Genomic DNA, 25,686 nt, shown 5'->3' with positions numbered 1-25,686 from the left:
GGCCCAACAAAAAAAAAAATACGCCGGTCCATCGCATTACGCGAGTCGCGCCTTACTCTCCCAGGTTACAAGCGCTGCTCTACTCAAAAGACGTGACCAGCACACGCGGCTGCACTGCAAGCCGCGCGACCGTTGATCCGGCTACGACGACGCGGTCACGTCAGCGAGCTTTACCGCTTTGGCCGTCACCGAAGATGCCGTCGCGACATTGCGCAGATCGGCAAGGAAGGTATCGCGCCACACCGACAGATTGTTCTCGCGCATTGGCGCCATCATGTCGGCGTGCCGCGCCTGACGTTCCGCGAGCGGCATCGACAGTGCGCGTTCCAGCGCTTCGGCCATCTGCGATAGATCGAACGGATTGACGACCAGCGCGCCCGGCAGTTGTTCGGCGGCGCCGGCGAATTGCGACAGCACCAGCACGCCCGGATCGGCCGGATCCTGCGACGCGACATATTCCTTCGCGACGAGATTCATGCCGTCGCGCAGCGGTGTCACGTAGCCGACCTGCGATTGACGGAACAGCGCCATCAGCAGATTGCGCTCGTATTTGCGGTTCAGGTACTGGATCGGCGTCCAGTCGAGTTGCGCGAACCGGCCGTTGATGCGGCCCGCTTCGCCTTCGAGCGTCTGACGAATCCGCTGGTAAGTCGTCACGTCCGCGCGTGTCGGCGGCGCGATCTGCACCAGCGACACGCGGCCGTGCCATCCCGGTGCGTTGAGCAACAGCCGCTCGAACGCCTGGAAGCGCTCCACCAGCCCCTTCGAATAATCGAGGCGGTCGACGCTCATGATCAGCTTGCGTCCGCGCATACCGTCACGCAGGCTGCGCACCGGCTTGCGGTCGGTGAACTGCTCGGCGGCTTTGGCAATCGCGTCCGGATAGATCCCGATCGGATACGCGCCCACTTTCAGGAAGCGGTTATACGCGTGCACCATGCCGTCCTCGCTCGAGGTGCCGTGCTGGCCGCGCTCGATAAAGTCGACGAACGACTGGCGATCCGCATCGGTCTGAAAGCCGATCACGTCGTAGCTGCACATGGCCTTGACCAGTTCTTCGTGCGGCGGAATGGTGCGCAGCACTTCCGGCACCGGAAACGGGATATGCAGAAAGAAGCCGATCGGATTCTTCACGCCGAGCTCGCGCAAACAGCGCGCGAACGGCAACAGGTGATAGTCGTGGACCCAGATGATGTCGTCGGGCTTGAGCAACGCCTTGAGCTGCTTCGCCAATGTCGCGTTGACGCGCTGATAGCCCGCGTATTCCTGCCGGTCGTAGCGCGACAGGTCGTTGCGATAGTGGAACGTCGGCCACAGCGTCGCATTGGAAAAACCGCGGTAGTACTGGTCATAGTCGCGCTTGGTGAGGCCCACCGTCGCGTACGTCACATTGCCTTGTTTCTCGATCACCGGAGCGCTCGGCTCACTCACCGTCTCCCCGCTCCAGCCGAACCAGACCCCGCCGCTCTCCTTCAGCGCGTCCAGCACGCCGATAGCGAGGCCACCCGCTGCGGGACGGCCTTCCTGAGTCGGCGCGACACGATTCGATACCACGATCAGTCTGCTCATTGGTTCTCCACCTAGTTCAGTTGCTTCGTTGCATACGGATATGTGCCAAAAAGGTGCATGCAAGTCGCGTGCCGTTTTTTGAGATGTTGGAAATAAAAATGTATGCAAATGTGACAGGCGAGCAGAAACACGCGACCGTATCTCGACGCGAAGAAATTTTTTCTGCTTTGTATGACAAAACCGGAAGGCCTCTTACCGGCCATCACATCGGCTCAGGCGTCCTGTTCCGAACCGAGGTCGCGCTGGTATTCCAGCCCTTCCGGACGCACGCCGCCCTGGTTGTGCTCGCCGTCCGGCGGCGCATCGGGCGCGACGCGGTTCTGCCCTGCCGGATCGGGCGACGCCGGCGGGCTGTCCTTGCTGCCGCCCGGCCGGGAATCGCGCTTCGAATGGCGCGCTGAACGTCGCAGTGCTGGATGTCTCATGATCCACGCCTCCAAGGGAAGCTCGCCGCCAAGTTCGCGGCATCCATACAGTCTAGGGGTCACGACGGTAAATTGCCGGTAAAAGATGCGCCGCCTTTGTAACAAGTACATAAATTCCCTGCGCCGGGCTGTGGCATAACGCACAGAACGAGTCAGAGTTGCATGCGTAACGGCTGTGTCGTCCGACGCTGACTGGCTTGTGGCGTTTGCGTGGGCTGCGGCGGCGGATCGCCGATCGGCGGAGCCACCGGTTCGATCGGTTCGATCGGTTGCGGGCTCGGATCGGGGCTCGGAACGGGAACAGTGTCGGGCTCGCCGGGGCTCGGCGGCGCAACCGGAGGCGGTGACGGCGGCTCGATCGGCTCGGGACGGTGAGCGTGCATCGGCAGGGGAAGCGCGGGAGCGGTAACGTAGTCCGGCATGTTATTTATCCTCGTTTGCGTTCCATCGGATCGCAGCAAGGCCTGTGCCGTTACGGATGCGCCCCCGGCTGGACGGCGTCGGTCGTGTTAGCGGCGCGGGTGGCGTCAAGCGTCCGCGCCGCCCAGTGCGCGCGATTCGTCGGCGGCGTCACCGTCGTCACGCGCGTCGTTGCCGTACTCGACCAGGCGGTTGTACAGCGTCTTCAGGCTGATGCCGAGAATCTCGGCGGCCCGCGTTTTCACGCCGCCGCACTGCTCGAGCGTGGCCAGAATCAATTGACGGTCCGCTTCGGCGAGCGACGTGCCGAACGGAATCGTAATCGCCGTGCCGGCCGCGGGCTTCGATAGCGTGATCTGCAACGGCACCGTCGCCGTGCTGTCCGAGTCCGTACCCGACATGATGTGCGCGCGCTGCACGTAGTTCTTCAGCTCGCGCACATTGCCCGGCCACGGATAGGACATCAGCATGTCTTTCACCGCTGCGGGGAAATGCTTCTTCGTGCTGTGGCGTTCGTTGAGTTCGTCGAGGAACGCCTGAGCCAGCAGTTCCACGTCCTTGCCCCGGTCGCGCAACGGCGGCAGGCTGATCGGGAACACGTTCAACCGATGGTACAAATCGAGCCGCAGCTTGCCTTCCAGCACGGCCTGCTCGGGATCGCGGTTGGTCGCCGCGATCAGGCGCACGTCGGTTTCGATTTCCTTGGTCGTGCCGACCCGCATGAACATGCCGGTTTCCAGCACGCGCAGCAGCTTCACCTGCAACTCGATCGGCATCTCGGTGATTTCGTCGAGGAACAGCGTGCCGCCGTTCGCGCGCTCGAAATAGCCCTTGTGCTGACGATCCGCGCCGGTGAACGAGCCGCGCTCGTGGCCGAACATTTCCGATTCGATCAGGTTCGGCGAGATCGCGCCGCAGTTCACCGCGAGAAACGCGTGCTTGCGACGCAAGCTGAGCTGGTGCAGCGTCTGCGCGGCGACTTCCTTGCCGGTGCCCGACTCGCCCACCAGCATCACTGACGCCGCCGTCGGCGCGACACGGCCGATCTGATCGTAGACCTCCTGCATAGCCGGCGAATTGCCGAGCATCAGGCCGAAGCGGCCCATGCGGCGCAACTCGCCGCGCAACGTGCCGATTTCCGCCTTCAGGTCGCCGGCGCGCGGCAGGCGCGAGAGGATCGCCTTCACGCGCTGCATGTTGATCGGCTTCACCAGATAGTCGGTGGCGCCCATCTTCAGCGCGTTGACGGCCGACTCCACCGTGGCATGCCCGGTAATCACGATCACTTCCACGCCGGAGCGCGGATCCAGATCTTCGAACAGATCGACCCCGCTGCCATCGGGCAGCTTCAGGTCCGTAAAGACGACATCCGGCATCTGCCGAACCAGTTGAATGCGCGCTTCGCGCAAATCGCCCGCGGTGGCGGTAGTCAGACCGTCTTCCCCGATGATGGCGGAAAGCGCCTCGCGGGTACCCGCATCGTCATCGACAATCAGTACATGTGGCATCGCGTCTCGAAGGCCTGCAAACGTGGGTATGGAAAAACATGCTAAAGCGCATGCTGAAAAGCGTGCCGTTGACCTGGCGCTGCGCCGTTGCCGCGGGCTCTAATGTGAGCACCCACCAACTTGAAGTCAACGCGCGAAACCAACGACTTGATTCAAACTTGCAACAATACTAGGGCAAACCCACCGGCCCAAAGCGCCATTGTTGTCAATTTGCCTATTATAAGGCTTTATCGAGACAAATTAGCAAGTTGTACCGGGCGCCGGGCCGTCAGCGCGGCGCGCCGGCGATGCCTTGCAGGCAAGCCTGCTCAACTGCGCGGGAACGGCCATGCGCCGCCATTGCCGTTCGGATAAGCGGAGCCGTTGGCGCCATGCGCGCTCGGGCTCGTGTCGCCCGCCGTGGCCGCCTGATTGGCCGCCGGCGTAGCCGGCGCCGCGACCGTACCGCCCTCGTTTTCCCAACGGCTCAACTCACGCGCCACGGGGACTTGCGCGGCGCGGTTGCGCTGCTGTACATAGCGCACTGCCAGAAAGCCGCCGAGCGCCATCAGTGCGCCGAAGATGCCGATTTTGGGTCGTGCCATCGTGAACTCCTTGTCGTCATGAAGCGGATTGGTACTGGATTACGCCTTAGCGCGCGGTCAGCACGCCGAGCAGAAAGCCGACGCCCGCGGCAATGCCGATCGAGCGCCACGGGTTGTGCCGCACGTAGCGTTCGGTATTGACGGTGGCTGCCCGATAACGCCGCTGCGCGTTCTGCTGCGCATCGCCGAGCGCCGATTGCAGGGTTTCGACATGCGTGCCGAGTTTGTCGCGCAGCGCGCCGACGCCTTCGCCCGGCACGTTGGCGGCAAGCCGCAGCATTTCTTCCGAGTCCTTTAGCAGCACCCGCAGATCCTCGACAATCTTCTGGCCGCCGAGTGCAAGCTGTTGCGTGGTGTCAGTCATCATTCACTCCTGGTCTGAGTTCGGCGTTCGCCTGTGCGTTCCGGCGAGGCCGCATACCGCTGCAAATTGGCGAATGGCGATCGCCACCGTCGCGCAACATGCCGATAGGCAAGGCCATCGCACAAAAAAAGCACACGCGTGTCGGGGGGACGCTGCAAACGCCGTGCCCGGTAAGTTTGCCTCGCGCGTGTCAGTCAGTCAGCAGCCAGGCACTTTCGACCGACCGTGCACAAATGTATTTCCTGGATCCTCACATCGTTTGCCGAAAACGGTGTCAAAGTGGTTAAATCGATCTTTGAGAGATAGCGGCATCGCTGGTTTATCTCGTTCCCAGGCCTGCGCGCCGCAACAACGAACTCATTTGCACAGGACCCCCGTTTATGGCGTCAATCGACCTGGCCTCGCCCACCGTCTCCGCTGGCGGCAATGCTTCGGCACTGGCGAAGCAGCGCGTCGCAGACGGCATCGCGGGACTGAAATCGTACGGGCTGCTGTACGGCTCGTCGCCGGTGATGCTGGATCTGTACGAGCAGATCCAGCGCGTCGCCGGCACCGACGCGACCGCGCTGATCATCGGCGAATCCGGCACGGGCAAGGAACTGATTGCCCGCACGATTCACGATCAAAGCAGCCGCAAGGACGCACCGTTCGTCGCCGTGAATTGCGGCGCGATTCCCGACGAACTCATCGAAGCCGAGCTGTTCGGCCACGAGAAAGGCAGTTTCACGGGGGCGGTCCAGGGCCGCATCGGCTACTTCGAACACGCGAACGGCGGCACGCTGTTCCTCGACGAAATTACCGAAATGGCGCCGGTGCGCCAGGTGAAGCTGCTGCGCGCGCTGGAGACCGGCACCTTCTACCGCGTCGGCGGCAATGACCTGATCAGCGGCAACGTGCGCGTGATCGCCGCGACCAATCGCGACCCCGCTGTCGCGGTCAAGGAAAACGGTCTGCGTGAAGACCTCATGTACCGGCTGGCGGTTTTCCCGCTGCGCGCGCCGCCGCTGCGCGAGCGCGAGAGCGATCGCGAACTGCTTGCGCAGCACTTCCTCGCGCTGCTGAATCAGCAGGAAGGTGCGAGCAAAAGCTTCAGCAAACGCTCGATCGAAACGCTGCGCACCTGGTCGTGGCCGGGCAACGTGCGCGAGTTGAAGAACGCGGTGTATCGCGCGTTCATTCTCGCGGAGAAGATCGTGGAGCTGCCGCATCCGCATCTCGCGTCGCGCGTAAAAAAGCCTATGACGCAGGGCGATGCGATGAGCGTATGGATCGGCACGCCGCTCGCCGACGCGCAAAAGCAGATCATTCTCGGCACGCTCAAATATTGCGGCGGCGACAAACGACGCGCGGCCAAAGCCCTCGGCGTAAGTCTCAAAACACTGTACAACCGCTTGAGCGCATACGGCGACGAAGGGGCGGAAGAAGAGCCGGAGCAATAAAATCACGACGCGGCACTCAGGTGGCGAAGCCGCGTGAGTGCTTGCGACAGCGCCCGAATGTCCAGAGGCGCATGCGTGCTTCGACGTCTGAGCGCCCGTTCCAGCCAGTTGCAAAAAAACCTGTTTCGCGGGCCTTGAATCTCAAACTGAATCCCTTCGCACCACCAATCAAAATCGGCCGCAGCCCACCAGAAACCGATTTGTCTCGCACCATCTTTTGCAATTGCTTGCATTTTCCCTCTGCCAATTACAAATAGCATCCTGCAAAATGCGGCACACGCATTGCTAGGTGGGGAACGCGTGTTACTCGTTCGCACAGCCGTTATTCGAGCGCGAACGAAAGGCAATTGCAGGAGCAGAGACAGGGAAATGCAAAAAAGTATGGTGTGGGCCGAATGGGCAAAACGAACAGCCGGGCGTGGACGTCCCAATGCAACGGCGCTCGTTGCTATTGTCGTGGCGGTCTCGTCGGCGTTGAGCGGCTGTAGCTCGCTCTATTCGGAAGGCGCCACCGCCGGCGCCGGTATCGCAGGCGCCGCGCTCGCGGCAAAAGTGACCAGCAACGCGGCGGTCGCGACCGGCATCGGCCTGGGCGCGGTGGCCGCGGCGCGTGCCGGCGTGCAGTACTCGGAGCGCGTGGTTCACACGAATACGCAGGACGGTATCGCCAAAATTGCCGGTCCGCTGGAGGTGGGAGCCGTGGCGCCGTGGAGCGTGACCCATTCGATGCCGATCGAAGACGACGAGCACGGTCGCGTCACCGTCAGCCGCACGATCAGCGCGGGCGCGCTCGACTGCAAGGAAATCGTCTTCTCCGTCGATCAGGCGGCCACCAAGAACGTGCCGGCAAGCAGCGCGTTTTACGTGGCATCGATCTGCCGCGACGGCGACAACTGGAAGTGGGCGTCGGCCGAACCCGCTACCGAACGTTGGGGCGCGTTGCAATGACGGCGCGTTCGCATACGGCTGGCCTCACGGCGCGCCGCCCTCGCCTCGCTGCCTGGTCTGGCAACCGGCTGCGGCTCGTGCTGGCCGGCGCGCTCTGCGTCGGCGCAAGCGTCCTGACGAGCGGCTGCTCGTCAGTCGGCGCGGCGAGTGGCGCGGCGGCGGGCGTCGCGTCCGGGCTGGTGACGTCCAATCCGGCAATCGGCATCGGCGTCGGCATTGCCGTGCAGGCCGCGACCGACGAGGCCGTTGGCCGCTACATGCGCACCATGCACACCGATCAGCAGAACATGATTGCCGCGTTGGCGGGCGCCATGCCGGTCGGCGAGACTCGTCCCTGGGCAGTCAAGCACACGTTGCCGATCGAGAATGGCCACGGCCAGGTACGGGTCACGCGCGCGTTCGGTTCGGCCCTCGCGCTCTGCAAGGAATTCGTGTTCTCGGTGCAGGACGGCGACGGCCCGAACGCGCATGAGGACTGGTACACGGCGAGCGCGTGTCAGCAGGACAAGGGTTGGAAGTGGGCGTCCGCGGAACCGGCCGTCACGCGCTGGGGCAGTCTGCAATAAATGCGCGGCAATGAAAAAACGGCAGGGTCTCCCCTGCCGTTTTTGCTTCGAGCTGGTTTCGCGTGTCTCAATGAACTCAAACGCGCAACTCGAACGCGCTTAAGACTCCACGTCTTCCAAACTGAAGATTTCTGTCTGGTCGTTGTACGAGAAGATCTCGCCATAACGGCCCCAGTTGATGACCGCGTCGAGCGTCTCTTCCGCGGCGCTGTCCGACAGAAAATCCTCCAGCTCCTGCTCGAAGCGCACGCGCGGCGCGCGATGTCCCGGCCGTTCGTTGAGCACCTTCTTGATTCGCGCGGCGAGCGGCACGTGCCGCAGCAGATGTTCGGCGAACATCATCTTGCGCTCCTGAGTGCCGAACTCGGAGAACACGCGCGCTGGCGGCGTCAGGAAAATGTCGCCTTCGCGGATGTCGGCGAAACCGAGGTGCTGCAGCACTTCGGCGACCGGGAACAGATCGTCCACCTCAAGATGCAGCGAACGGGCGATTTCCGGCATGTCGGCGCGGCCGTGGTACGGCGCCGCGGCCAGCGTTTCGATCAGACCAGCCATCAGGTTGGTCGACACGTGCGGCAGCCAGCTATGTAGTTCGAGACCCTTCTTGGTCTTTTCGTCCGTCTGACGCGCGGTCATCTTCGCGTAGATGTCGTCCACCAGCCGGCGGAACGCCGGGTCCAGACGATTACGCGGATGCTTGAACGGCACCTTGATCTCGGCGATCACGCGGCCCGGATTCGACGACAACACCAGAATGCGGTCACACATGAACACCGCTTCCTCGATGTTGTGCGTGACGATCAGCACGGCCTTGATCGGCATGCGCCCTTGCGTCCACAGATCGAGCAGGTCGGTACGCAGCGTTTCGGCAGTCAGCACGTCGAGCGCGGAGAACGGCTCGTCCATCAGCAACAGCGTGGGGTCGACCACCAGCGCGCGCGCAAAGCCGACGCGCTGACGCATGCCGCCCGACAGCTCGCGCGGATAGGCGTTTTCGAAACCGTCCAGACCGATCAGGTCGATTGCCGCGAGCGCGCGCGTGCGCCGCTCGCTCGCGCCGACGCCTTGCGCCTCGAGACCCGCTTCCACGTTTTGCAGCACGGTCAGCCACGGGAACAACGCGAAGGTCTGGAACACCATCGCGACGCCCTTGGCGGGGCCGTCTAGCGGCTTGCCCATATAGGTGACTTCGCCGTCGGTCGGCTCGATCAGACCGGCGATGATGCGCAACAGCGTCGACTTGCCCGAACCCGAACGGCCCAGCAAGCCGACGATCTCGCCTTCGCGCAGCGACAGGTTCGCGTCGTCGAGGACGAGCAGTTCGCCCTGCGACTTGTTGAACCCGCGGCACACGTCCTTGACGCGCAGGATCTCTTCGCCGAGACGCGGCGGCTTCGGCGGGGTCTGGATCGGCGCGGCGGCCATAGCAGCTTTAGGATTTTGCATCGCGTTTTGCCTTTATTACTCAATCGAGCCGAAGCTTGGCTTCGGCGTAGGCGTACATCGGACGCCACAGCAGGCGGTTGAACAGGGTCACGAACAGGGACATCACGGCAATGCCCACGATGATCTTCGGATAGTCGCCCGCGGCAGTGGACTGCGCAATGTAAGCGCCCAGACCGTGCGCGGCCACTTTGGTGTCGCCCCACTGCACGAATTCCGCGACGATGCTCGCATTCCACGCGCCGCCCGACGCGGTGATCGCGCCCGTGACGTAATACGGGAAAATGCCCGGCAAAATCGCCTGGCGCCACCATTGCCAGCCGCGGATGTGGAAGTTCTTGGCCGCCTCGCGATAGTCGTTCGGATAAGACGTTGCGCCGGCAATCACGTTGAACAGGATATACCACTGGGTGCCGAGCACGATCAGCGGCGACAGCCAGATGTCCGGGTTCAGATGGAAGCGCACGATCGCAATCACGAACACCGGGAACAGCAGATTGGCCGGGAACGCGGCGAGAAACTGCGCGAGCGGCTGGAACTTCTCGGCAAGCGCCGGGCGCAAGCCGATCAGCACGCCGACCGGCACCCAGATCACAGACGCGATCGCGATCAGCACCACCACCCGCAGCAGCGTGATCAGCCCGAGCACGAACACGTGCCAGACTTCATCCAGCGACACGCCGGTGCGCACATAAATCACGACGCGATACACCACATAGACGGTCGTAAGCAGCACCAGCGTCGCCCAGACGATATCGCCGACGCGCGAATTCTTCTGCTTCTGCGGAATCTGGAAGCGCGGCGCCTGGAAGGACGGCAGTTGCAACGGCACGCGCGCGGCCTTGGCGAACATCCAGCCGAGCGGCACCAGCAATCGGTGGATCAGGCGAGTACGGCGAATCAGATCGAGCAGCCACGATTCCGGCGCGTCGCCCGAACTGGTGTTTTCCATCCGGAACTTGTCGGCCCACGCGACGAGCGGACGGAACAGCAACTGGTCGTACGCGAGAATCACGACCGTCATCGCGAGGATGACCCAGCCGATCGCGTGCAGGTTCTTGTCCGAGATCGCCTGCGCGAGATAGGCGCCGATCCCCGGCAGGATGATCGTTCTGTTGCCGACCGTGATCGCCTCGGAGGCAACCACGAAGAACCAGCCGCCCGACATCGACATCATCATGTTCCAGATGAGGCCCGGCATTGAGAACGGGACTTCCAGCTTCCAGAAGCGCTGCCATGAAGTCAGGTGAAAGCCGCGCGAGACTTCGTCCAGATCACGCGGCACGGTGCGCAGCGACTGATAGAAGCTGAACGTCATGTTCCACGCCTGGCTCGTGAAGATCGCGAAGATCGCCGCGAGCTCGGCACCGAGCACGCGCCCCGGGAACAGTGCTAGAAAGAAGGTGACAGTAAACGAGATGTAGCCGAGCACCGGCACCGACTGCAGGATGTCGAGAATCGGCACCAGCACCAGGCCGGCGCGGCGACTCTTGGCCGCCAGCGTGCCGTACACGAGCGTGAAGGTCAGCGAGGCGACCATGGCCGCGAGCATGCGCAGCGTGGTGCGCATCGCGTATTCAGGCAGGTTCGCCGGGTCGAGCGAGATGGCTTGAGTCTTGAGCGTCGACATGGGCGCCAAGGTCTCGTGAAAGCCGATTGCCGCCATGGCGATCACACAGATGATCAGCGGGAAGGCGACGAAGTCCCAGCGGTTGGGCAGCACCCGCCATGCCGATGCATTGGCGGTGCGCTTCAGGTTGAAGCTGAAGTCCATCAGATGCCCTCCCCGTCGAACCAGGCGTTCAAGAACAGCAAGGAGGCCGCGGCTTCGGCGCGGCGGTCTGAAGATCGGTCCGGAAAGCGGAAATCAGGCATGGCAAAACGCGTGTGCGCGGTAAATCGTTAGCGTTGGAGACACATGAACCGGTGACGAATGTGTCCGTGAACGAACCCGCCCAGGACCGCAACCGTCAAGCCAGACTCCTGTCGCCGCAGGCGCCGCCCGGAGGGCTGGCGAGCTTTCCTTGTTTTGGACGGCACGACACTACACCATCCTATGTTTCAGGCACAACCTTTCACGGCAAATAGCAATAAATAGCGGAAAGCCTCAAGCTGCCGCCCTCAGGTCAGCGGGCACTGATCGCGCCGCTGACTATTTATCGTGGCGCACCGACCACATCGGCGACCCTTGCGGAGGCTGCCGCGACAACGCACAAACTCACCCGGAAAACCCGAACAACCATCAAGAATCCGGCCGGGCTGCCGTTAAGAACCTGATGGACGCGGCGGCCGCACTTCGCATTCCCGCAATAACGGTGGCGTCTGGCCCCATGACGGTTAAAATCAGGAGACGACGCCTGTTATCGGTTTATCCGGGCCACAGCGACGGCGTATTTGCCGACCGCTTCCACAGGGGCGAAACAGCGCGAGCGCGCTGCCACGATTGAGCCAGTTGCATGTCACAGCCAGACGGATTAGAGGGTCGATGAACAGGACAACCTTGCGCCAGGCAACCGGGCCGGTCAGCTTTATGCTGATCGTTCTGGTTTGCTGGTTCGTGGCCGGCATGGTTGCGGACCGGATGGTACAGCAAGAGCTGGACGCGGCCCTGCGTGCGCAGCGGCAAATGTCGGCGTCGATCGTGGACAACATGGCGGAGGTGATCGCCAGCGACCTTGCGATGTCTCGCGCCATCCCCGCAACCATGGCCGAAATGGACGTGGTCCAGCGCGCTCTGGTGCAATCCCAGAATTATGCCGTGAACGGCGAAGCGACGGAACCCGTCCTACGCGCCGCGTTGCTGAAAGACAAGCAGATGAGCGCCGTGAGCAACTTCCTGCACGACGCGCAAGGCTTCTCCGGGCTCGACCAGATCTGGCTCGTCAACGCCAATGGCGTCTGCGTTGCCTCGAGCAACTCCATCAACAATCCGCTCGCGGCCGAGCGCTCCTTCGTCGGCACCGACATGCGCGTGCGCGGCTATCTGACGAACGCGCTGCTCGGCGCGTTCTCCGAAGCCTATGGCGTCGGCCGCGCGAGCGGCGAGCCCGGCATCTTCATCGCCGCGCCGGCTTACGCGGACGGCCTGCTGGTCGGCGTGGTCGTCGCCAAGGTCGGGATCGCGCGGCTGCGCCACTGGGTCGCGCACGCCGGCACCTTCGTCGCCGACGACAACGGCGTCATCATCATGGCGCACAACAGCGAGCTCGAAGGCCGCGCGCTGCCGAACTCACGCGTCACACAGATGACGCCTGCCGAGCGCAAGACCATCTACCTGCGCGACGCGATTCCCGACATCCATATCAGCGTGGACTCACAGGTGCGCGAACAGGCGCCGTGGGTGCCGTCCGCCGTGGCCGGGCAACTGTTCGGCATGTCCGACCGACCTATGCCGTCGCTCTATCAAACGCGCGGCGGCCTGAACTCGGGACTGTCGGCGCATCTGGTCGATCCGCTCGTGGCCTGGCCGGAACTGCTGCGCAATCACAAGCGCGATCATTTGCTGGTGTTTCTGACGCTGGCCGGCACGGTCGCGCTGGCGTGGGTGATCACGGTGTCGTATGTGCGCGAGCGGCGCCATCATCGCGCCACGCGCGATCTCGCCGAACAACTGCAATCCGCCAACACGCTGCTGTCGGCCGAGGCGCGCCACGACGCGCTGACCGGCGCGCTGTCGCGGCGCTACTTTCTCGACCTGCTGCGTCATGAGATCGAACGCGCGCATGCGGGCAACGAGCCGTTGTGCATGGCGATCGCCGACCTCGACCACTTCAAGCAGATCAACGACCGCTTCGGCCACGCCGCCGGCGACCGCGCGCTCGAACATTTCGTCGACACCTGCCGCGCCGAGCTGCGCGGCGCCGACGCGATCGGCCGGCTCGGCGGCGAAGAATTCGGCCTGCTGCTGCCGGCCACGGACCTGGCTGGCGGCCACGAAGTCGTCGAACGCTTGCGGCTGCGTCTGAAAGCGGTCCCTTCGCCGAAGCTGCCCGCTTCGGTGGGTTTGAGCGTGAGCATCGGCATCACCGAACTCTCGCCCGACGATCTGCCCGAACGGATCATGAGCCGCGCCGACATGGCCCTGTACGCGGCAAAATCGGGCGGCCGCGACCGCACCGAAGCCTTGCCGCCCGACGACACCGCGCCGCCTACCCGCACGGTGGCCAACGTCTGGTGATGCGTTCGCCAGACGCTACCCACCGGCGCGTCAATCAGCACACAAGCTGATGCAAGGCAAGCGCCCCCTCGGGCATCCCGTAACGAAGCAGGTATGATCGATCCTGATATAGATCGAGGTTGCCGCTACCGCTTTAACGGGAGATTCGCATGAAGGGAAATTTGGTCATCGTCTGTCGCGATCAGGATGCTGACGCGTTCGACCATCTGCTGGCTGAATACGGCGCGTTCCAGACGCGCTTGTCGTCTACCGCGTGGTATCTGAAACTGGACGTGGCGCCGGAACTGATTCAGGAGGAAATTCTGGCGCGTCTCGGCAAATACACCACGCACTATATTTTCGAAGCCGAAACGGTGACGTGGAATACGGTGGATAGCGACGCGGCGAATGCGCTGAATACGTTGTTCTCAGACTAGCTTCCGGCCGCGTCTTCCGAACCTTGTCTTCGGATCTCAAGACGTGGCGCGGACTGCTAAAGCCCGCTCCGCGCACCTATTAACTCCAGACACTCTCCGAAGCTGCCGCGACTCGCGGCAACACTTCGAACGGAAAGCTCATCAAGACTCGCAAACCACGGCCGCCGTGGTTGCCGATCTCCCACTCCCCGCCCGCACGTCGCACCAGCCGCTCGACAATGGCGAGTCCGAGGCCGCTATGGCCGTTGCCGCCGCGCGCCGGATCGAGCCGCACGAAAGGCCGGCTGGCGTTGATCAGATCCTGGGCCGCGATACCGCTGCCGCTGTCGCTCACCGATAAAGTGAAGCCTTGCGAGGTACGCGCCGTGGCGACGACGATCGGCGGCGCACCGTATGCGTGTGCGTTGTCGAGCAGGTTTGACAGAATCCGGTCGAGCGTGGCGGCGGGCAACAGGAACGCCGGCCCCGCGTTGAGTTCGGTCTGCACCGTGGGCGCACCGGAGGTCACCGCGCGATAACTGCGCACGACCCGCTCGCACTGCGCATCCACTTCGACCGCTTCGCTGCGATCGGCGCCGTCGTGGGCAAACACCAGAAACTGTTCGACGATATGCGTCATGGAATCGACGTCGCGCACCACGCCGTCGCGCATCTTCACTTCGTCCATCATTTCGGCGCGCAGGCGCAAACGCGCAAGCGGCGTTTTCAGATCGTGCGCCACACCCGCCAGCATCACGGCGCGGTCGTTCTCCGTGCGCGCCACTTCCTGGACCATCTGGTTGAAACCATGTGTGAGTTGACGCAATTCGCGCGGCCCGCGCTCCGGCACAGGCGGCACCGGCAAGCCGCGGCCGAAACGCGCCACCGCCTGGGCGAGCGAGCGCAATGGCTGCTGCAGCGCCCACGCGGCGAACAGCGCCGCCATCACCGCGAACGAGAAAATGATCGCAAGCCACAGCACCGTGCGGTCGAGCGAACGCGGCGTGCGCAACGGTTGCACCGGCACGACGATCCAGCTTCGGTCGGAGGTGGCGCGCACCCACAGCGTGGGCGGACGGCCCGGCAGGCCGACGCGCACCTGCGTGCCGGACGGCATGCGATCACGCACGTCTTCGACGAAACGTTCGAGCGGTGGCGGCATGTCCGCGCTTTCCGGCGGCACTTCAGGGCTTGCCGGATCGACCAGTTTGACGCGTGACGGCAAGGGCTGATCCGGCGTTCGGGCGACGTGCTGACGCACCGCGTCGACGAGGAAGGTGGCTTCCTCGACCGCGTAGCGCGTTTGCAGTTGACTGCGCTCGAGGCGCATGAGCGCGTACCACGCGAAATGCGACAGCAGCAGCACCGCGACGACTAGCAGCGCCAGCCGTCCGAACAGCGAATCAATGGGCCGGCGCATGCTGTTCGCCGTCGGGCACGAACACGTAGCCGCGGCCGCGCACGGTTTGAATGAAGCGCGGCGTGGACGGGTCGGTTTCGAGAATGCGGCGCAGACGCCAGACCTGCACGTCGATGCCGCGGTCGGTGCCGTCGTATTCCGGACCGTGCAGCAGTTCGAGCAGGCGCTCGCGCGTGAGCGTGCGCATGGGGTGATTGACGAAAATCTTCAGCAACGCGAATTCGCTGCCCGACAACGTGAGCGGCTTGTCTTCCAGATGCAGCGTGCGCGACTGGAAGTCCAGCGTGAAGCGGCCGAAGTTGAACGGCTCGCGCTGCTCCGGCGCCGCCGCCGACGGCAGCGTGCGGCGGCGGCGCAGCACCGCCTGCACGCGCGCCAGCAACTCGCGCGGATTGAACGGCTTGCCGAGGTAGTCGTCCGCGCCGAGTTCCAGACCGACGATACGGTCGACGTCGTCCGCCCGCGCCGTGAGCATGATCACGGGGATATCGTCGCCCGACGCGCGCAGCTTGCGCAGCGCCGTGAGCCCGTCGACACCCGGCATCATCAGGTCGAGCACGATCAGGTCGGGGCGCTCGCGTTCGAGCCTGCGCTCGAGCGAGCCCGCGTCGTGCAGCACCGAAACCTCGATACCCTGGCGGGCCAGATAGTCGCGGAGCAGATCGCGCAATTCGACGTCGTCGTCGACAACAAGTATTTGAGTAGCCATGGGATGAAGTTTAACGCGCAGCAGGAAGGGTTTTCGATTTCAAACCGGCCCCAAGGGTTACCGGGTGTTACGGTGAAAGCTGTGCGTAATCCCCCGTAACAGCCGCATCCTGCCACGTAACACAGCGAACTGCGCAGTTCTCTACGCTGTGTCTTACCGAATGCAGGCCGTCCACTTTAACCGGTTGCATCGTCGGCTATTCCATTACAGGGAGTCTCACATGTCCACCAAAAAGATGTCGCGCGTTCTCGCCGTTGCCGCCACTGCCCTCGCCATCGGTGCGGGCGCTGCTTATGCCGCACAACCTGCCGCCGGCCATGGCGGCGCCGGCGGCTGGCACGGCCACTTCATGCAGCAATTGACGCAACTCCATGATCAGTTGAAGCTGAACGCGGATCAGGAAAAGCAGTGGCAAGCCGCGCTCGACACCATGAAGCAGAACCACGAGGCCATGCGCGCCAATCATGAGCAGATCAAGAACCAGTTCAAGGCTGCGCAGCAACAGCCGATCCTGGATCTGAACGCCATGGCGGCCGCGCACCAGCAGGTCGAGCAGAAAGACGCGCAACTGCGTCAGCAAACCTCGGATGCCTGGCTCAAGTTCTACAACGGCCTGAACGACCAGCAGAAGACCACCGTCAGCACGGCGCTCAAGCAGCGCTTTGCGAAGATGGAGTCGCGTCACGAGAAGATGCACGAGCGCTGGGAACATCGCAAGGGCGCGGCTTCGGCGCCGGCGGCCAATCAGTAAGCGGCTCGGTGGAGATGCACAGGCGGCCCGCGCGGCCGTCTGCGCTGCTGGATGCAAAAACGCCACGGAGGTTGGCCTTCCGTGGCGTTTTTTTGACTACGCGGCGCGGCGCGATGCGTGCGGACCGCCGTGATGCATGCTCGTTGCGACTTCAACTATCTTTTCAGTGAAAGCGCGACTGAACGGTCCCGACTTAGCCGTTGAGCTGCCCCAGATCGAACAGCAGCACTTCAGCGTTCTCGCCCTTCTCCAGCGTCACCGTATCCGTGTCGCTGAGCTTGGCGGCGTCGCCCGCACGGAGCGCCTTGCCGTTTACCGTCAGCGCGCCGCGCGCTACATGCACGTACGCGAGCCGTCCTTTGGGCAGCGCGAACGTGGCCGTTTCTTCGCCGTCGATCAGCGCCGCGTAAATGGACGCATCCGCATGAATTGTCACCGAGCCGTCGCGGCCGTCGGGCGACGCGACCACGCGCAGGCGGCCGCGCTTGTCGGCGGCGTCGAAGCGCTTTTCCTCGTAGCTGGGCTGGTCGCCCGCGCGTTGCGGAATCACCCAGATCTGCAGCAGGTGCGCGGATTCGTCCTGCGACGCGTTGAACTCGCTGTGCTGCACACCCGTGCCGGCGCTCATGCGCTGCACGTCGCCGGGACGGATCGTCGAGCCGTTGCCCATGCTGTCGCGGTGGGCCAGCGCGCCTTCGAGCACATAGGTGACGATTTCCATGTCGCGATGGCCGTGCGTGCCGAAGCCCTCGCCGCCGGCGATACGGTCTTCGTTGATGACCCGCAGCGGGCCGAAATGCACGTGCTGGGGATCGCGATAGTCGGCAAACGAGAAGCTGTGATACGAGTCGAGCCAGCCGTGGTTGGCGTGACCGCGCTCTTCGGAGCGGCGAATCTCGAACATGGAAGTACTCTTGGTGAGTAAATAGCGATGCCCAGAATGTATGGGCATGGCCTGCACTAGACAATCGGCGCGGGTGCACCGGATCGTTCCATAAATCCGCGCAATGGGCGTTGGCGCCGCCCGGCGCTGTTCCGGCCGCGCGTGCAAGGCTGCGGGTGTAATTCCGACCGCCGCAGACGTACGACAAACGCCCGCAACACGAGTCGCGCATTCACCGCAAGCGCCACAGGCAATGCGCGGTCTGGAACGCGCGCAACAGCGTCGCGCCCGCGCAACGTCCGCGCGCGCCAGTTCGCCGCTGCCGGCGTCGCGGACTGGCGCCTCGTCCCTGTTCGGGTAAAATACCGCGCTTTTCGAGATTGCGTGGGCGCCGAAGGCGCACCGGTGGGCCTGGCATGCCGGACCGCGATGGGTTGGCAGCAGGTTTCAGACCCGCGCCCGACTCCCTCGATGCATCGAATGCACGCACCCCGCACCGAAGCAGCAACCCAAGCGGCGCGACAATTTTGACCGCCTAGAATAGCGACGGCCGGCCACGAGCCGGCGGTCGTCGAGATCGAAGCACCACGACGATCAGTTTGACCCAGGAGAAACATGAAGAAGTTCGCACTCTGCGTGGCGCTTGCGGTCATGGCCACCGGCGCGATGGCGAAAGAGTGGAAAACCGTGCGAATCGGGGTGGACGCCAGCTATCCGCCGTTCGAATCCAAGGCACCCAACGGCCAGGTGGTCGGCTTCGACGCCGATCTGACCCGCGCACTGTGCGCGAAGATGAACGTGAAATGCGTGTGGGTCGAGCAGGACCTCGACGGCATCATTCCGGCGTTGAAGGGCAAGAAGTACGACGCGATCGTGTCGTCGCTGACCATCACGGACAAGCGCCGCGAGCAGATCGACTTCTCCGGCAAGCTGTTCGACGCCCCCGCTCGCATGATTGCCAGGGCAGGTTCGCCGCTTCTGCCTACGGCTGAATCGCTGAAGGGCAAACGCGTCGGCGTCGAGCAGGGTTCGACTCAGGAAGCCTACGCCAAGGTCTGGTGGGAGCCCAAAGGCGTGACCGTGGTGCCTTACCAGAATCAGGATCAGGTGTACGCCGACCTCGCTTCGGGGCGTCTGGACGCCGCCTTGCAGGACGAAGTGCAGGCCGACGCCGGTTTCCTGAAGACGCCGCGCGGCAAAGGCTTCGGCTGGGCGGGCCCGGAAGTGAAGGACCCGAAGACGATCGGCGAAGGCACGGCCATCGGCCTGCGCAAGGACGACGCCGAGCTGAAGGCGATGTTCAACCAGGCGCTGGCGCAGGTTCACCAGGACGGGACGTTCAGGAAGCTCGAGAAGCAGTACTTCGACTTCGACATCTATCCTGGACATTGAGCCTGGACACTGAACCCGGGCACAGAACGCAGCACCCACGAAACTCGGGGCTCGCCCGCATGGGCTTTCACGAGGCTTCGTAATACAGTCGGCATTAGATTCACAAGCAGTTTCACAACGAGAGTCGAAAAGCGCGCTGCAAGACCGGCAACGGCCATGCAGTCATGATTTGCACAGCGGTGCGCTGTGCGCCGCAGGTCACAGCGAGCCCCAGGCTCGCGGCAAACGCGGCGCAGAGTTGGCCGCGTCTTTCGCGGTGTGTCGCAAACACATCGTCAAGGACCCCCTATGTTCCTTCAAGGCTACGGCCCGCTGCTCCTCAACGGCACCTGGCAAACCGTCAAACTGGCGGTGTTGTCGCTGGCGTTCGCTTTCGTGCTGGGCCTGCTCGGCGCGGCGGCGAAACTGTCGAAAAACCGTTTCTCCCACGGCGTCGGCACGGTCTACACCACGCTCGTGCGCGGCGTGCCCGACCTGGTGCTGATGCTTCTGCTCTTCTATAGCATCCAGATCTGGCTGAACAACCTGACCGATCTGCTCGGCTGGGATCAGATCGACATCGATCCCTTCGTGGCTGGCGTCGCGGTGCTCGGCTTCATTTACGGCGCGTACTTCACCGAGACCTTCCGCGGCGCGTTTCTCGCGGTGCCGCGCGGCCAGCTCGAAGCCGGCGCCGCCTACGGCATGACCGGCTGGCAGGTGTTCACCCGCGTGATGTTCCCGCAGATGATGCGCTTCGCGCTGCCCGGCATCGGCAATAACTGGCAGGTGATGGTGAAGGCCACCGCGCTGGTATCGATCATCGGTCTCGCCGACGTGGTCAAGGCTTCGCAGGACGCGGGCAAGGGCACACTGCGGTTCTTCTTCTTCACCCTGTTCGCAGGGGCGATCTATCTCGTCATCACCACAGTGTCCAACTTCGTGCTGATGTACCTCGAAAAGCGTTACTCGACCGGCGTGCGAAAGGCGGATCTATGATCGAGATCATTCAGGAATACTGGCGCAATTATCTTTACACCGACGGCTACCGCATCACCGGCGTCGCGATCACGCTGTGGCTGCTGGTGGTGTCGATCGGGCTCGGCTTCTGCCTGTCGATTCCGCTCGCGGTGGCGCGCGTGTCGAAGAAGAAGTGGCTCTCACGTCTCGTGTGGCTGTATACGTACATCTTTCGCGGCACACCGTTGTATGTGCAACTGCTGCTGTGCTACACCGGCTTGTACAGCCTCGAGGTCATTCGCAATCACGAACTCACCAATGCGTTCTTCCGCGACGGCATGCATTGCACGCTGCTCGCTTTCACGCTGAACACCTGCGCGTACACCACCGAGATTTTCGCCGGCGCGATCAAGGCGACGCCATACGGCGAAATCGAAGCCGCACGCGCGTATGGCATGTCGTCGTTCACGCTGTACCGGCGCGTGATTCTGCCGTCCGCACTGCGCCGCGCATTGCCCTACTACAGCAATGAAGTGATCCTGATGCTGCACGCCACCACCGTCGCATTCACCGCGACCGTGCCGGACATCCTCAAGATCGCGCGCGATGTGAACTCGGCAACGTATCAGTCGTTCAACGCGTTCGGTATCGCCGCCCTGCTCTATCTGTGCATTTCTTTCGCGCTCGTGTGGCTGTTCCGCCGCGCCGAGCGCCGCTGGCTCGCTTACCTGCGGCCGCAAGGCAAGTAATCCGGGGCACCACGCCCTCAGCAAGTAAGCACGCCCAAGGATCCTGATGACCACCAAGAAGCAAAAGCTCTTCGTCGACGAGCTTCACAAACAGTACGGCGACAACGAAGTTCTCAAGGGCGTGTCGCTCAAGGCCAATGCCGGCGACGTGATCAGCGTGATCGGCTCGTCCGGTTCGGGCAAGAGCACGATGCTTCGCTGTATCAACTTTCTCGAACAGCCGAACGCCGGGCGCATCTTTGTCGACGGTGAGGAAGTGCGCACGCAGATCGCCAAGAACGGCGCGTTGCGCGTGTCGGACCCGAAGCAGTTGCAGCGCGTGCGCACCAGGCTGTCGATGGTGTTCCAGCACTTCAACCTGTGGTCGCACATGAACGTGCTCGAGAACATCATCGAGGCGCCCGTCAACGTGCTGGGTCTGAAGCGCAAGGAAGCCGAAGACCGCGCGCGTGAATATCTGGAAAAGGTGGGGCTCGCGCCGCGCCTGGAGAAACAGTATCCGTCGCATCTGTCGGGCGGCCAGCAGCAGCGTGTGGCGATCGCACGTGCGTTGGCCATGCATCCGGATGTGATGCTGTTCGATGAGCCGACTTCCGCGCTCGACCCCGAACTGGTCGGCGAAGTGCTCAAGGTCATGCAGACGCTCGCCGAAGAAGGCCGCACGATGATCGTCGTCACGCATGAAATGGCATTCGCGCGCAACGTGTCGAATCACGTGATGTTTCTGCATCAAGGCCGGGTGGAAGAAGAAGGCCACCCCAACGAAGTATTCAGGAACACGAAGAGCGACCGGCTCAAGCAGTTCCTGTCCGGAAGCCTCAAATAGAGCTCAACACAGACCCGGATTCAGCCCGCTATTTGGGTTGTAGTCAAACTAGCATTACAAGGCGCTTACTAGCGCCTTTTTTGTTTCGCTCACCTGCGCATTCCGGCGATTTCGGCCGCGAAAACCGCTCTCCGCAAGCCTCGAACTCCCGCCCTCTCGCCCTACTCTGCCGCATTTAAAGCGTCAATAGTGGCAATCCTTAACGTTGCCCGCGCCGATCCGTGATTCCCTTGTCGCATAAGGGTTTCCGCATTTTTCGAAGGTCTTGTAACGGGTCGTCGCGCACATTCGTATTGCAATTTGGAGACATCGATCAAGGCAGGTACTAATTTCTTCTCCCAGTTCAGGGTATTTTTGATAAATTAGTAACCAAAGTAGCAAAACAAAGTTGATTAAAAGTAGTTTCACTTCAAAGCACAGAGGAGAACCGGTCGGCGAGGGATCGGCATGGCGACCAGATAGCCCCAAGGCTACACGTCACGGCAGGAGACCCAATCCACCCGCTAATCTCCCTGGTACCGATTTCTGTTCGGCGCAAATCGCGGCCGAGCACCATTCGCAGTACTGGGTTTCACTTTTTGACAGGGTATGGAGGAGAAGATGAAGAAAGCTTTGCTCGCCGCTGCGCTGATGACAGCCGGTGTTGTTGCGCACGCCCAAAGCAGCGTGACGCTGTACGGCCGCCTTGACGCCGGTATCGAATACATGACGGGCGTTCCGCAAGGCTCGAACGCAGCAGGCCAGGCAACTGGCAGCACGAACCGCTGGCGCGCAGAAAGCGGCGACTGGGGTACCAGCCTGTGGGGCTTGAAGGGCGTTGAGGACATCGGTGGCGGCAACAAGGTCCTGTTCCAGTTGGAAGGCTCCTTCAACACCATGACGGGTGCAGGCCCTGGCGGCGGCGGTCTCTTCAATCGTTGGGCAACTGTCGGCTTGTCGAACGACCAGTACGGTACGTTCACGATGGGCCGCATGCTGTACATCTCGAACGGCGTGTGGGACTTCGACCCGTTCGGTCAATCGAACTGGTCGTCGGCATCGCTGGTGCGTGGCCGCAACTGGCCGCAATCGAGCAACAACTTCGCATACCAGTCGCCGAAGATCGCCGGCTTTGACTTCTACGGTCAATACGCGCTGTCGAACGCAACGAGCTGGAACGGCAACGGCACGACCCCTCAAGGTCGTGAAGCTGGCGCGCAGGTCACCTACACGACCTCGCTGTTCCAGATTCGCGGTATTTACGACGAAATCCGCAATCCGGCTAACGGCGTGCTGTACGGCCCGAACCCGAGCGCGGTCAATACGGCCAATGTCGGCAACGGCGTATTCGCGGCATCGCGTGAATACTCGGCTCTCGTGAACGTGTTCCTCGGCCAGTTCAAGATTCAGGCTGCTTACCAGGCTGTCCGTTCGGCAGGTGCACAGAACGTCCTGCCGGGCCAGCCGACGACTCTCGATCACGAATGGGGCGGTGTGACGTGGCAAGCAACGCCGGCTGCGGCGCTGATTGCAGCGGTCTACCACGTGAACGGCAACAATGGCGCAGGCAACGCGACGATCTACACGGTCGGCGGCTCGTACAACCTGTCCAAGCGCACGCTGCTGGACATCCAGGTCGCGACGACGCAAAACAGCAAGACGGCTAACTACGGCCTGAATGCAAACAATGCAGGTACGGCAACCAGCACGGACAACCCGCTGCCGGGCCATAGCCAAACCGGCGTGTACGCAGGTATTCAACACTCGTTCTAATCGAACGGTGTTCCCCGAAGGGACTTCCTTCGGGGTGTAGTCAAGAGTTCTTCAAGAGAATCTTTTTCACGCTGCTGCGAGAGGCGCGTATCGGTGCGATGTCCGAAAGGGTATCGCACCGTTTTTTATTTGAGCGCACGGTTTTGCCACGGCCCGAGCGCACCGGCGCGGTGCATTCGTGGCTGATGTTGTGCAGCTGACCGCGGTTGGCAAATTCCGGCGCTCGATTCCTGCTTTAAGGCGACGAGCTCAAGTGCCTCAAACCGCTGCTTCGTTTTCTTCGCCGGTACGAATGCGGATCACGCGCTCCACGTCCGCGACGAAAATCTTGCCGTCGCCGATCTTACCGGTGCGCGCCGCGCCGATGATCGCGTCGATCACCTGGTCGCACTGATTGTCCGCCACCACCACTTCGATCTTCACTTTCGGCAGAAAGTCGACCACATACTCTGCACCACGATAGAGCTCGGTATGCCCTTTCTGACGGCCGAAGCCTTTGACCTCGGTCACGGTCAGCCCGGTGAGGCCGACTTCAGCTAGCGCCTCGCGCACTTCGTCGAGTTTGAACGGTTTGATGACTGCAGTGATGCGCTTCATGGCGAACCTCGTCTCGTGTCTGGAAGAGTGAAAGGGAAATGGATGATTTTTATTCTACGCCGCGCCGGATGCATTGCGGCAATCCGGCGCGTGCTTCGGGTTAGTCCGCAGTCGTTCGCCGCGGCTCACTCCACCGGTTCGGTGTAGCGCGACGTGATCGGATAACGCCAGTCGCGCCCGAACGCGCGATGCGTGACGCGAATGCCGATCGGCGCCTGACGCCGCTTGTATTCGTTGATTTTGATGAGGCGCGTGACGCGTTTGACGTCGTCGACCGCATAGCCCGCTGCGATGATTTCGGCGAGCGAGCGGTCCTCTTCCATGTACATGCGCATGATCGCATCGAGGACTTCGTACTCCGGCAAGCTGTCCTGATCGGTCTGGTTCTCGCGCAGTTCCGCCGACGGCGCGCGTGTCAGAATCCGTTCGGGAATGACGTCCTGCTTGTCGAATGTAGTGGCCTGGTTGCGGTAGTGGCACAGCCGGTAGACGAGCGTCTTCGCAATGTCCTTGATCACCGCGAAGCCGCCGGCCATGTCGCCGTACAACGTGCAGTAGCCTACGGCCATTTCGCTCTTGTTGCCGGTGGTCAGCACGATCGAGCCGAACTTGTTCGACAGCGCCATCAGCAAGGTGCCGCGAATGCGCGCCTGAATGTTTTCTTCCGTGGCGTCTTCGGCGCGGCCGGCGAACTCCTGTGCGAGCGACCCGCGGAACGCGTCGAACATCGGCGCGATCGCAATCTCGTCGTAACGCACGCCGACGCGGCGCGCCATCTCGGCGGCGTCCGTGGTGGAAATGTCCGCGGTGTAGCGCGACGGCATCATCACTGCGCGCACCCGGTCCGCGCCGAGCGCGTCGCACGCGACGGCCAGCACCAGCGCCGAATCCACGCCGCCGGACAGGCCGATCAGCGCGCCCGGGAAACCGTTCTTGTTGATGTAGTCGCGCACGCCCATCACGAGCGCGGCATAGACCTGCGCCTCGATCGACAGCTCCGGCGCGATCGCCGCCGGCAACGGCTTGCCGTCTTCGAATTCGACGATCGCGGTCGCTTCCTCGAACTGCGCCATCTTCGCGACCAGTTCGCCTTGCGCGTCGAGGACGAACGAGCCGCCATCGAACACCAGTTCGTCCTGCGCGCCGACCATGTTCACGTAGACCATCGGCAGCCCAGTCTCGCGAATCCGTGCGCGCAGAATGTCGAAGCGCACCACTTCCTTGTTCAGGTGATAAGGCGAGCCGTTCGGAATCAGCACTACTTGCGCGCCCGCCGCCTTCGCCATTTGCGCAGCCGACGCATGCCACGCGTCCTCGCAGATCACCACGCCGTACTTCACGCCGTCCAGTTCGAACACGAACGGCTGCGGATCCGACGCGAAGTAGCGCTTCTCGTCGAACACCTCGGTGTTGGGCAAATCCTGCTTGCGATAGGTGCCGCGCACTTCTCCGTCGACGATCAGCGAGGCTGCGTTGAAGGTATCGACCGGCGGCACGCCGCGCTCGATCGGCGCGTTTGCATTACCATGGCCGTGCGCCGCGCTGTGCGCCACATCACGCAGCGGATGGCCGACGATCACATGCAGGCCGGCGAACGGCTTCAGTTGCGTGGCGAGGTCGGCCAGCGCCGCCGCGCTCGCGGCATAGAACGCGGGACGCAGCAGCAGATCTTCGGGCGGATAGCCGGACAGCGCGAGTTCAGGTGCGATTAGCAGCTTCGCACCATCGTTGTGCGCGGCATGCGCGGCAGCGACAATCTTCGCGACGTTGCCGGCGAAGTCGCCGACGGTGACATTGATTTGAGCAAGAGCGATTCGGGTCTTCATGGCA

At 62.8% G+C, this 25,686-nt stretch carries 24 protein-coding genes; 11 read left to right on the top strand and 13 right to left on the bottom strand.

Annotated features, from left to right (window positions below):
* Nucleotides 1–141: 141 nt before the first annotated feature.
* From otsA to PQR32_RS31490, 6 genes are all read right to left on the bottom strand, one after another.
* The gene (gene otsA, locus PQR32_RS31515; protein ID WP_408210176.1) at nt 142–1,569 is read right to left on the bottom strand and encodes an alpha,alpha-trehalose-phosphate synthase (UDP-forming); all 1,428 of its coding nucleotides are present in this window, start codon (nt 1,567–1,569) and stop codon (nt 142–144) included.
* Nucleotides 1,570–1,781: 212 nt separating this feature from the next.
* Nucleotides 1,782–1,994: a hypothetical protein gene (locus tag PQR32_RS31510; protein WP_408180381.1), complete on the bottom strand. Its 213-nt coding sequence runs from the start codon at nt 1,992–1,994 to the stop codon at nt 1,782–1,784.
* 152 nt (nt 1,995–2,146) lie between these two features.
* Nucleotides 2,147–2,416, bottom strand: coding sequence for a hypothetical protein (locus tag PQR32_RS31505; RefSeq protein ID WP_408236379.1), 270 nt, complete (start codon nt 2,414–2,416; stop codon nt 2,147–2,149).
* Nucleotides 2,417–2,521: 105 nt separating this feature from the next.
* Nucleotides 2,522–3,922 carry a sigma-54-dependent transcriptional regulator gene (locus tag PQR32_RS31500; protein ID WP_408236376.1) on the bottom strand — a complete coding sequence of 467 codons (1,401 nt, stop codon included), beginning with the start codon at nt 3,920–3,922 and terminating at the stop codon, nt 2,522–2,524.
* Nucleotides 3,923–4,230: 308 nt separating this feature from the next.
* Nucleotides 4,231–4,506, bottom strand: coding sequence for a hypothetical protein (locus PQR32_RS31495; RefSeq protein WP_408236373.1), 276 nt, complete (start codon nt 4,504–4,506; stop codon nt 4,231–4,233).
* Between the two features lie 46 nt (nt 4,507–4,552).
* On the bottom strand, nt 4,553–4,870 hold the full coding sequence (locus PQR32_RS31490; RefSeq protein WP_408236370.1) for an ElaB/YgaM/YqjD family protein: 318 nt from the start codon (nt 4,868–4,870) through the stop codon (nt 4,553–4,555).
* A gap of 380 nt (nt 4,871–5,250) precedes the next feature.
* Here PQR32_RS31490 and PQR32_RS31485 point away from each other — a divergent pair, with 380 nt between their 5' ends.
* From PQR32_RS31485 to PQR32_RS31475, 3 genes are all read left to right on the top strand, one after another.
* The gene (locus PQR32_RS31485; protein WP_408236367.1) at nt 5,251–6,309 is read left to right on the top strand and encodes a sigma-54 interaction domain-containing protein; all 1,059 of its coding nucleotides are present in this window, start codon (nt 5,251–5,253) and stop codon (nt 6,307–6,309) included.
* A gap of 369 nt (nt 6,310–6,678) precedes the next feature.
* The gene (locus PQR32_RS31480) at nt 6,679–7,257 is read left to right on the top strand and encodes a hypothetical protein (protein WP_408236364.1); all 579 of its coding nucleotides are present in this window, start codon (nt 6,679–6,681) and stop codon (nt 7,255–7,257) included.
* Entirely contained in the window at nt 7,254–7,823 is a 570-nt protein-coding gene (locus PQR32_RS31475; protein ID WP_408236361.1) for a hypothetical protein, read from the top strand. Before PQR32_RS31480 ends, PQR32_RS31475 begins: the two co-directional genes overlap by 4 nt.
* A 99-nt stretch (nt 7,824–7,922) precedes the next feature.
* On the opposite strand, the gene PQR32_RS31470 is transcribed toward PQR32_RS31475, so the two are convergent.
* Together PQR32_RS31470 and PQR32_RS31465 are read right to left on the bottom strand one after the other, a co-directional pair.
* Entirely contained in the window at nt 7,923–9,269 is a 1,347-nt protein-coding gene (locus PQR32_RS31470; RefSeq protein ID WP_408236359.1) for an ABC transporter ATP-binding protein, read from the bottom strand.
* A gap of 19 nt (nt 9,270–9,288) precedes the next feature.
* A complete protein-coding gene (locus PQR32_RS31465) occupies nt 9,289–11,040 on the bottom strand; it encodes an ABC transporter permease (RefSeq protein WP_408236356.1) in 1,752 nt (583 codons plus the stop codon).
* A 711-nt stretch (nt 11,041–11,751) separates the two neighbouring features.
* Between PQR32_RS31465 and PQR32_RS31460 the strand changes: the two genes are divergently transcribed.
* Both PQR32_RS31460 and PQR32_RS31455 read left to right on the top strand, forming a co-directional pair.
* Entirely contained in the window at nt 11,752–13,443 is a 1,692-nt protein-coding gene (locus PQR32_RS31460) for a sensor domain-containing diguanylate cyclase (protein ID WP_408236353.1), read from the top strand.
* Between the two features lie 149 nt (nt 13,444–13,592).
* Complete coding sequence (locus PQR32_RS31455) at nt 13,593–13,859, top strand: double-stranded DNA-specific endonuclease (protein WP_007175813.1); 267 nt, start codon at nt 13,593–13,595, stop codon at nt 13,857–13,859.
* Between the two features lie 79 nt (nt 13,860–13,938).
* Here the strand turns inward: PQR32_RS31455 and PQR32_RS31450 are convergent, their stop codons facing one another.
* Nucleotides 13,939–15,258: an ATP-binding protein gene (locus PQR32_RS31450; RefSeq protein WP_408236350.1), complete on the bottom strand. Its 1,320-nt coding sequence runs from the start codon at nt 15,256–15,258 to the stop codon at nt 13,939–13,941.
* Entirely contained in the window at nt 15,242–15,967 is a 726-nt protein-coding gene (locus PQR32_RS31445; RefSeq protein ID WP_012432166.1) for a response regulator, read from the bottom strand. The genes PQR32_RS31450 and PQR32_RS31445 overlap by 17 nt, the downstream gene beginning before the upstream one ends.
* Nucleotides 15,968–16,187: 220 nt before the next feature.
* Between PQR32_RS31445 and PQR32_RS31440 the strand changes: the two genes are divergently transcribed.
* On the top strand, nt 16,188–16,718 hold the full coding sequence (locus tag PQR32_RS31440; RefSeq protein ID WP_408236347.1) for a Spy/CpxP family protein refolding chaperone: 531 nt from the start codon (nt 16,188–16,190) through the stop codon (nt 16,716–16,718).
* A 193-nt stretch (nt 16,719–16,911) separates the two neighbouring features.
* On the opposite strand, the gene PQR32_RS31435 is transcribed toward PQR32_RS31440, so the two are convergent.
* Complete coding sequence (locus tag PQR32_RS31435; protein WP_408236345.1) at nt 16,912–17,622, bottom strand: pirin family protein; 711 nt, start codon at nt 17,620–17,622, stop codon at nt 16,912–16,914.
* Between the two features lie 594 nt (nt 17,623–18,216).
* Between PQR32_RS31435 and PQR32_RS31430 the strand changes: the two genes are divergently transcribed.
* From PQR32_RS31430 to PQR32_RS31410, 5 genes are all read left to right on the top strand, one after another.
* Nucleotides 18,217–18,993, top strand: a complete 777-nt coding sequence (locus PQR32_RS31430) for an ABC transporter substrate-binding protein (protein ID WP_408236342.1) — start codon at nt 18,217–18,219, stop codon at nt 18,991–18,993.
* 288 nt (nt 18,994–19,281) lie between these two features.
* Complete coding sequence (locus tag PQR32_RS31425) at nt 19,282–19,971, top strand: ABC transporter permease (protein WP_408236339.1); 690 nt, start codon at nt 19,282–19,284, stop codon at nt 19,969–19,971.
* Nucleotides 19,968–20,681, top strand: coding sequence for an ABC transporter permease (locus PQR32_RS31420; RefSeq protein ID WP_408236336.1), 714 nt, complete (start codon nt 19,968–19,970; stop codon nt 20,679–20,681). The genes PQR32_RS31425 and PQR32_RS31420 overlap by 4 nt, the downstream gene beginning before the upstream one ends.
* 46 nt (nt 20,682–20,727) lie before the next feature.
* Nucleotides 20,728–21,507: an ABC transporter ATP-binding protein gene (locus PQR32_RS31415; protein WP_408236333.1), complete on the top strand. Its 780-nt coding sequence runs from the start codon at nt 20,728–20,730 to the stop codon at nt 21,505–21,507.
* A 600-nt stretch (nt 21,508–22,107) separates the two neighbouring features.
* The gene (locus PQR32_RS31410; protein WP_408236331.1) at nt 22,108–23,259 is read left to right on the top strand and encodes a porin; all 1,152 of its coding nucleotides are present in this window, start codon (nt 22,108–22,110) and stop codon (nt 23,257–23,259) included.
* Nucleotides 23,260–23,517: 258 nt separating this feature from the next.
* Here the strand turns inward: PQR32_RS31410 and glnK are convergent, their stop codons facing one another.
* Both glnK and PQR32_RS31400 read right to left on the bottom strand, forming a co-directional pair.
* Nucleotides 23,518–23,856, bottom strand: a complete 339-nt coding sequence (glnK, locus tag PQR32_RS31405; RefSeq protein ID WP_006048444.1) for a P-II family nitrogen regulator — start codon at nt 23,854–23,856, stop codon at nt 23,518–23,520.
* A gap of 125 nt (nt 23,857–23,981) precedes the next feature.
* The gene (locus tag PQR32_RS31400; RefSeq protein WP_408236328.1) at nt 23,982–25,682 is read right to left on the bottom strand and encodes an NAD+ synthase; all 1,701 of its coding nucleotides are present in this window, start codon (nt 25,680–25,682) and stop codon (nt 23,982–23,984) included.
* Nucleotides 25,683–25,686 lie beyond the last annotated feature (4 nt).

The sequence above is a fragment of the Paraburkholderia dipogonis genome (assembly GCF_046027395.1).
Lineage (GTDB): Bacteria > Pseudomonadota > Gammaproteobacteria > Burkholderiales > Burkholderiaceae > Paraburkholderia > Paraburkholderia dipogonis_A.
The sequence above is the reverse complement of the archived record's forward strand: the minus strand, read 5'-3'. Positions and strand labels throughout refer to the sequence as shown.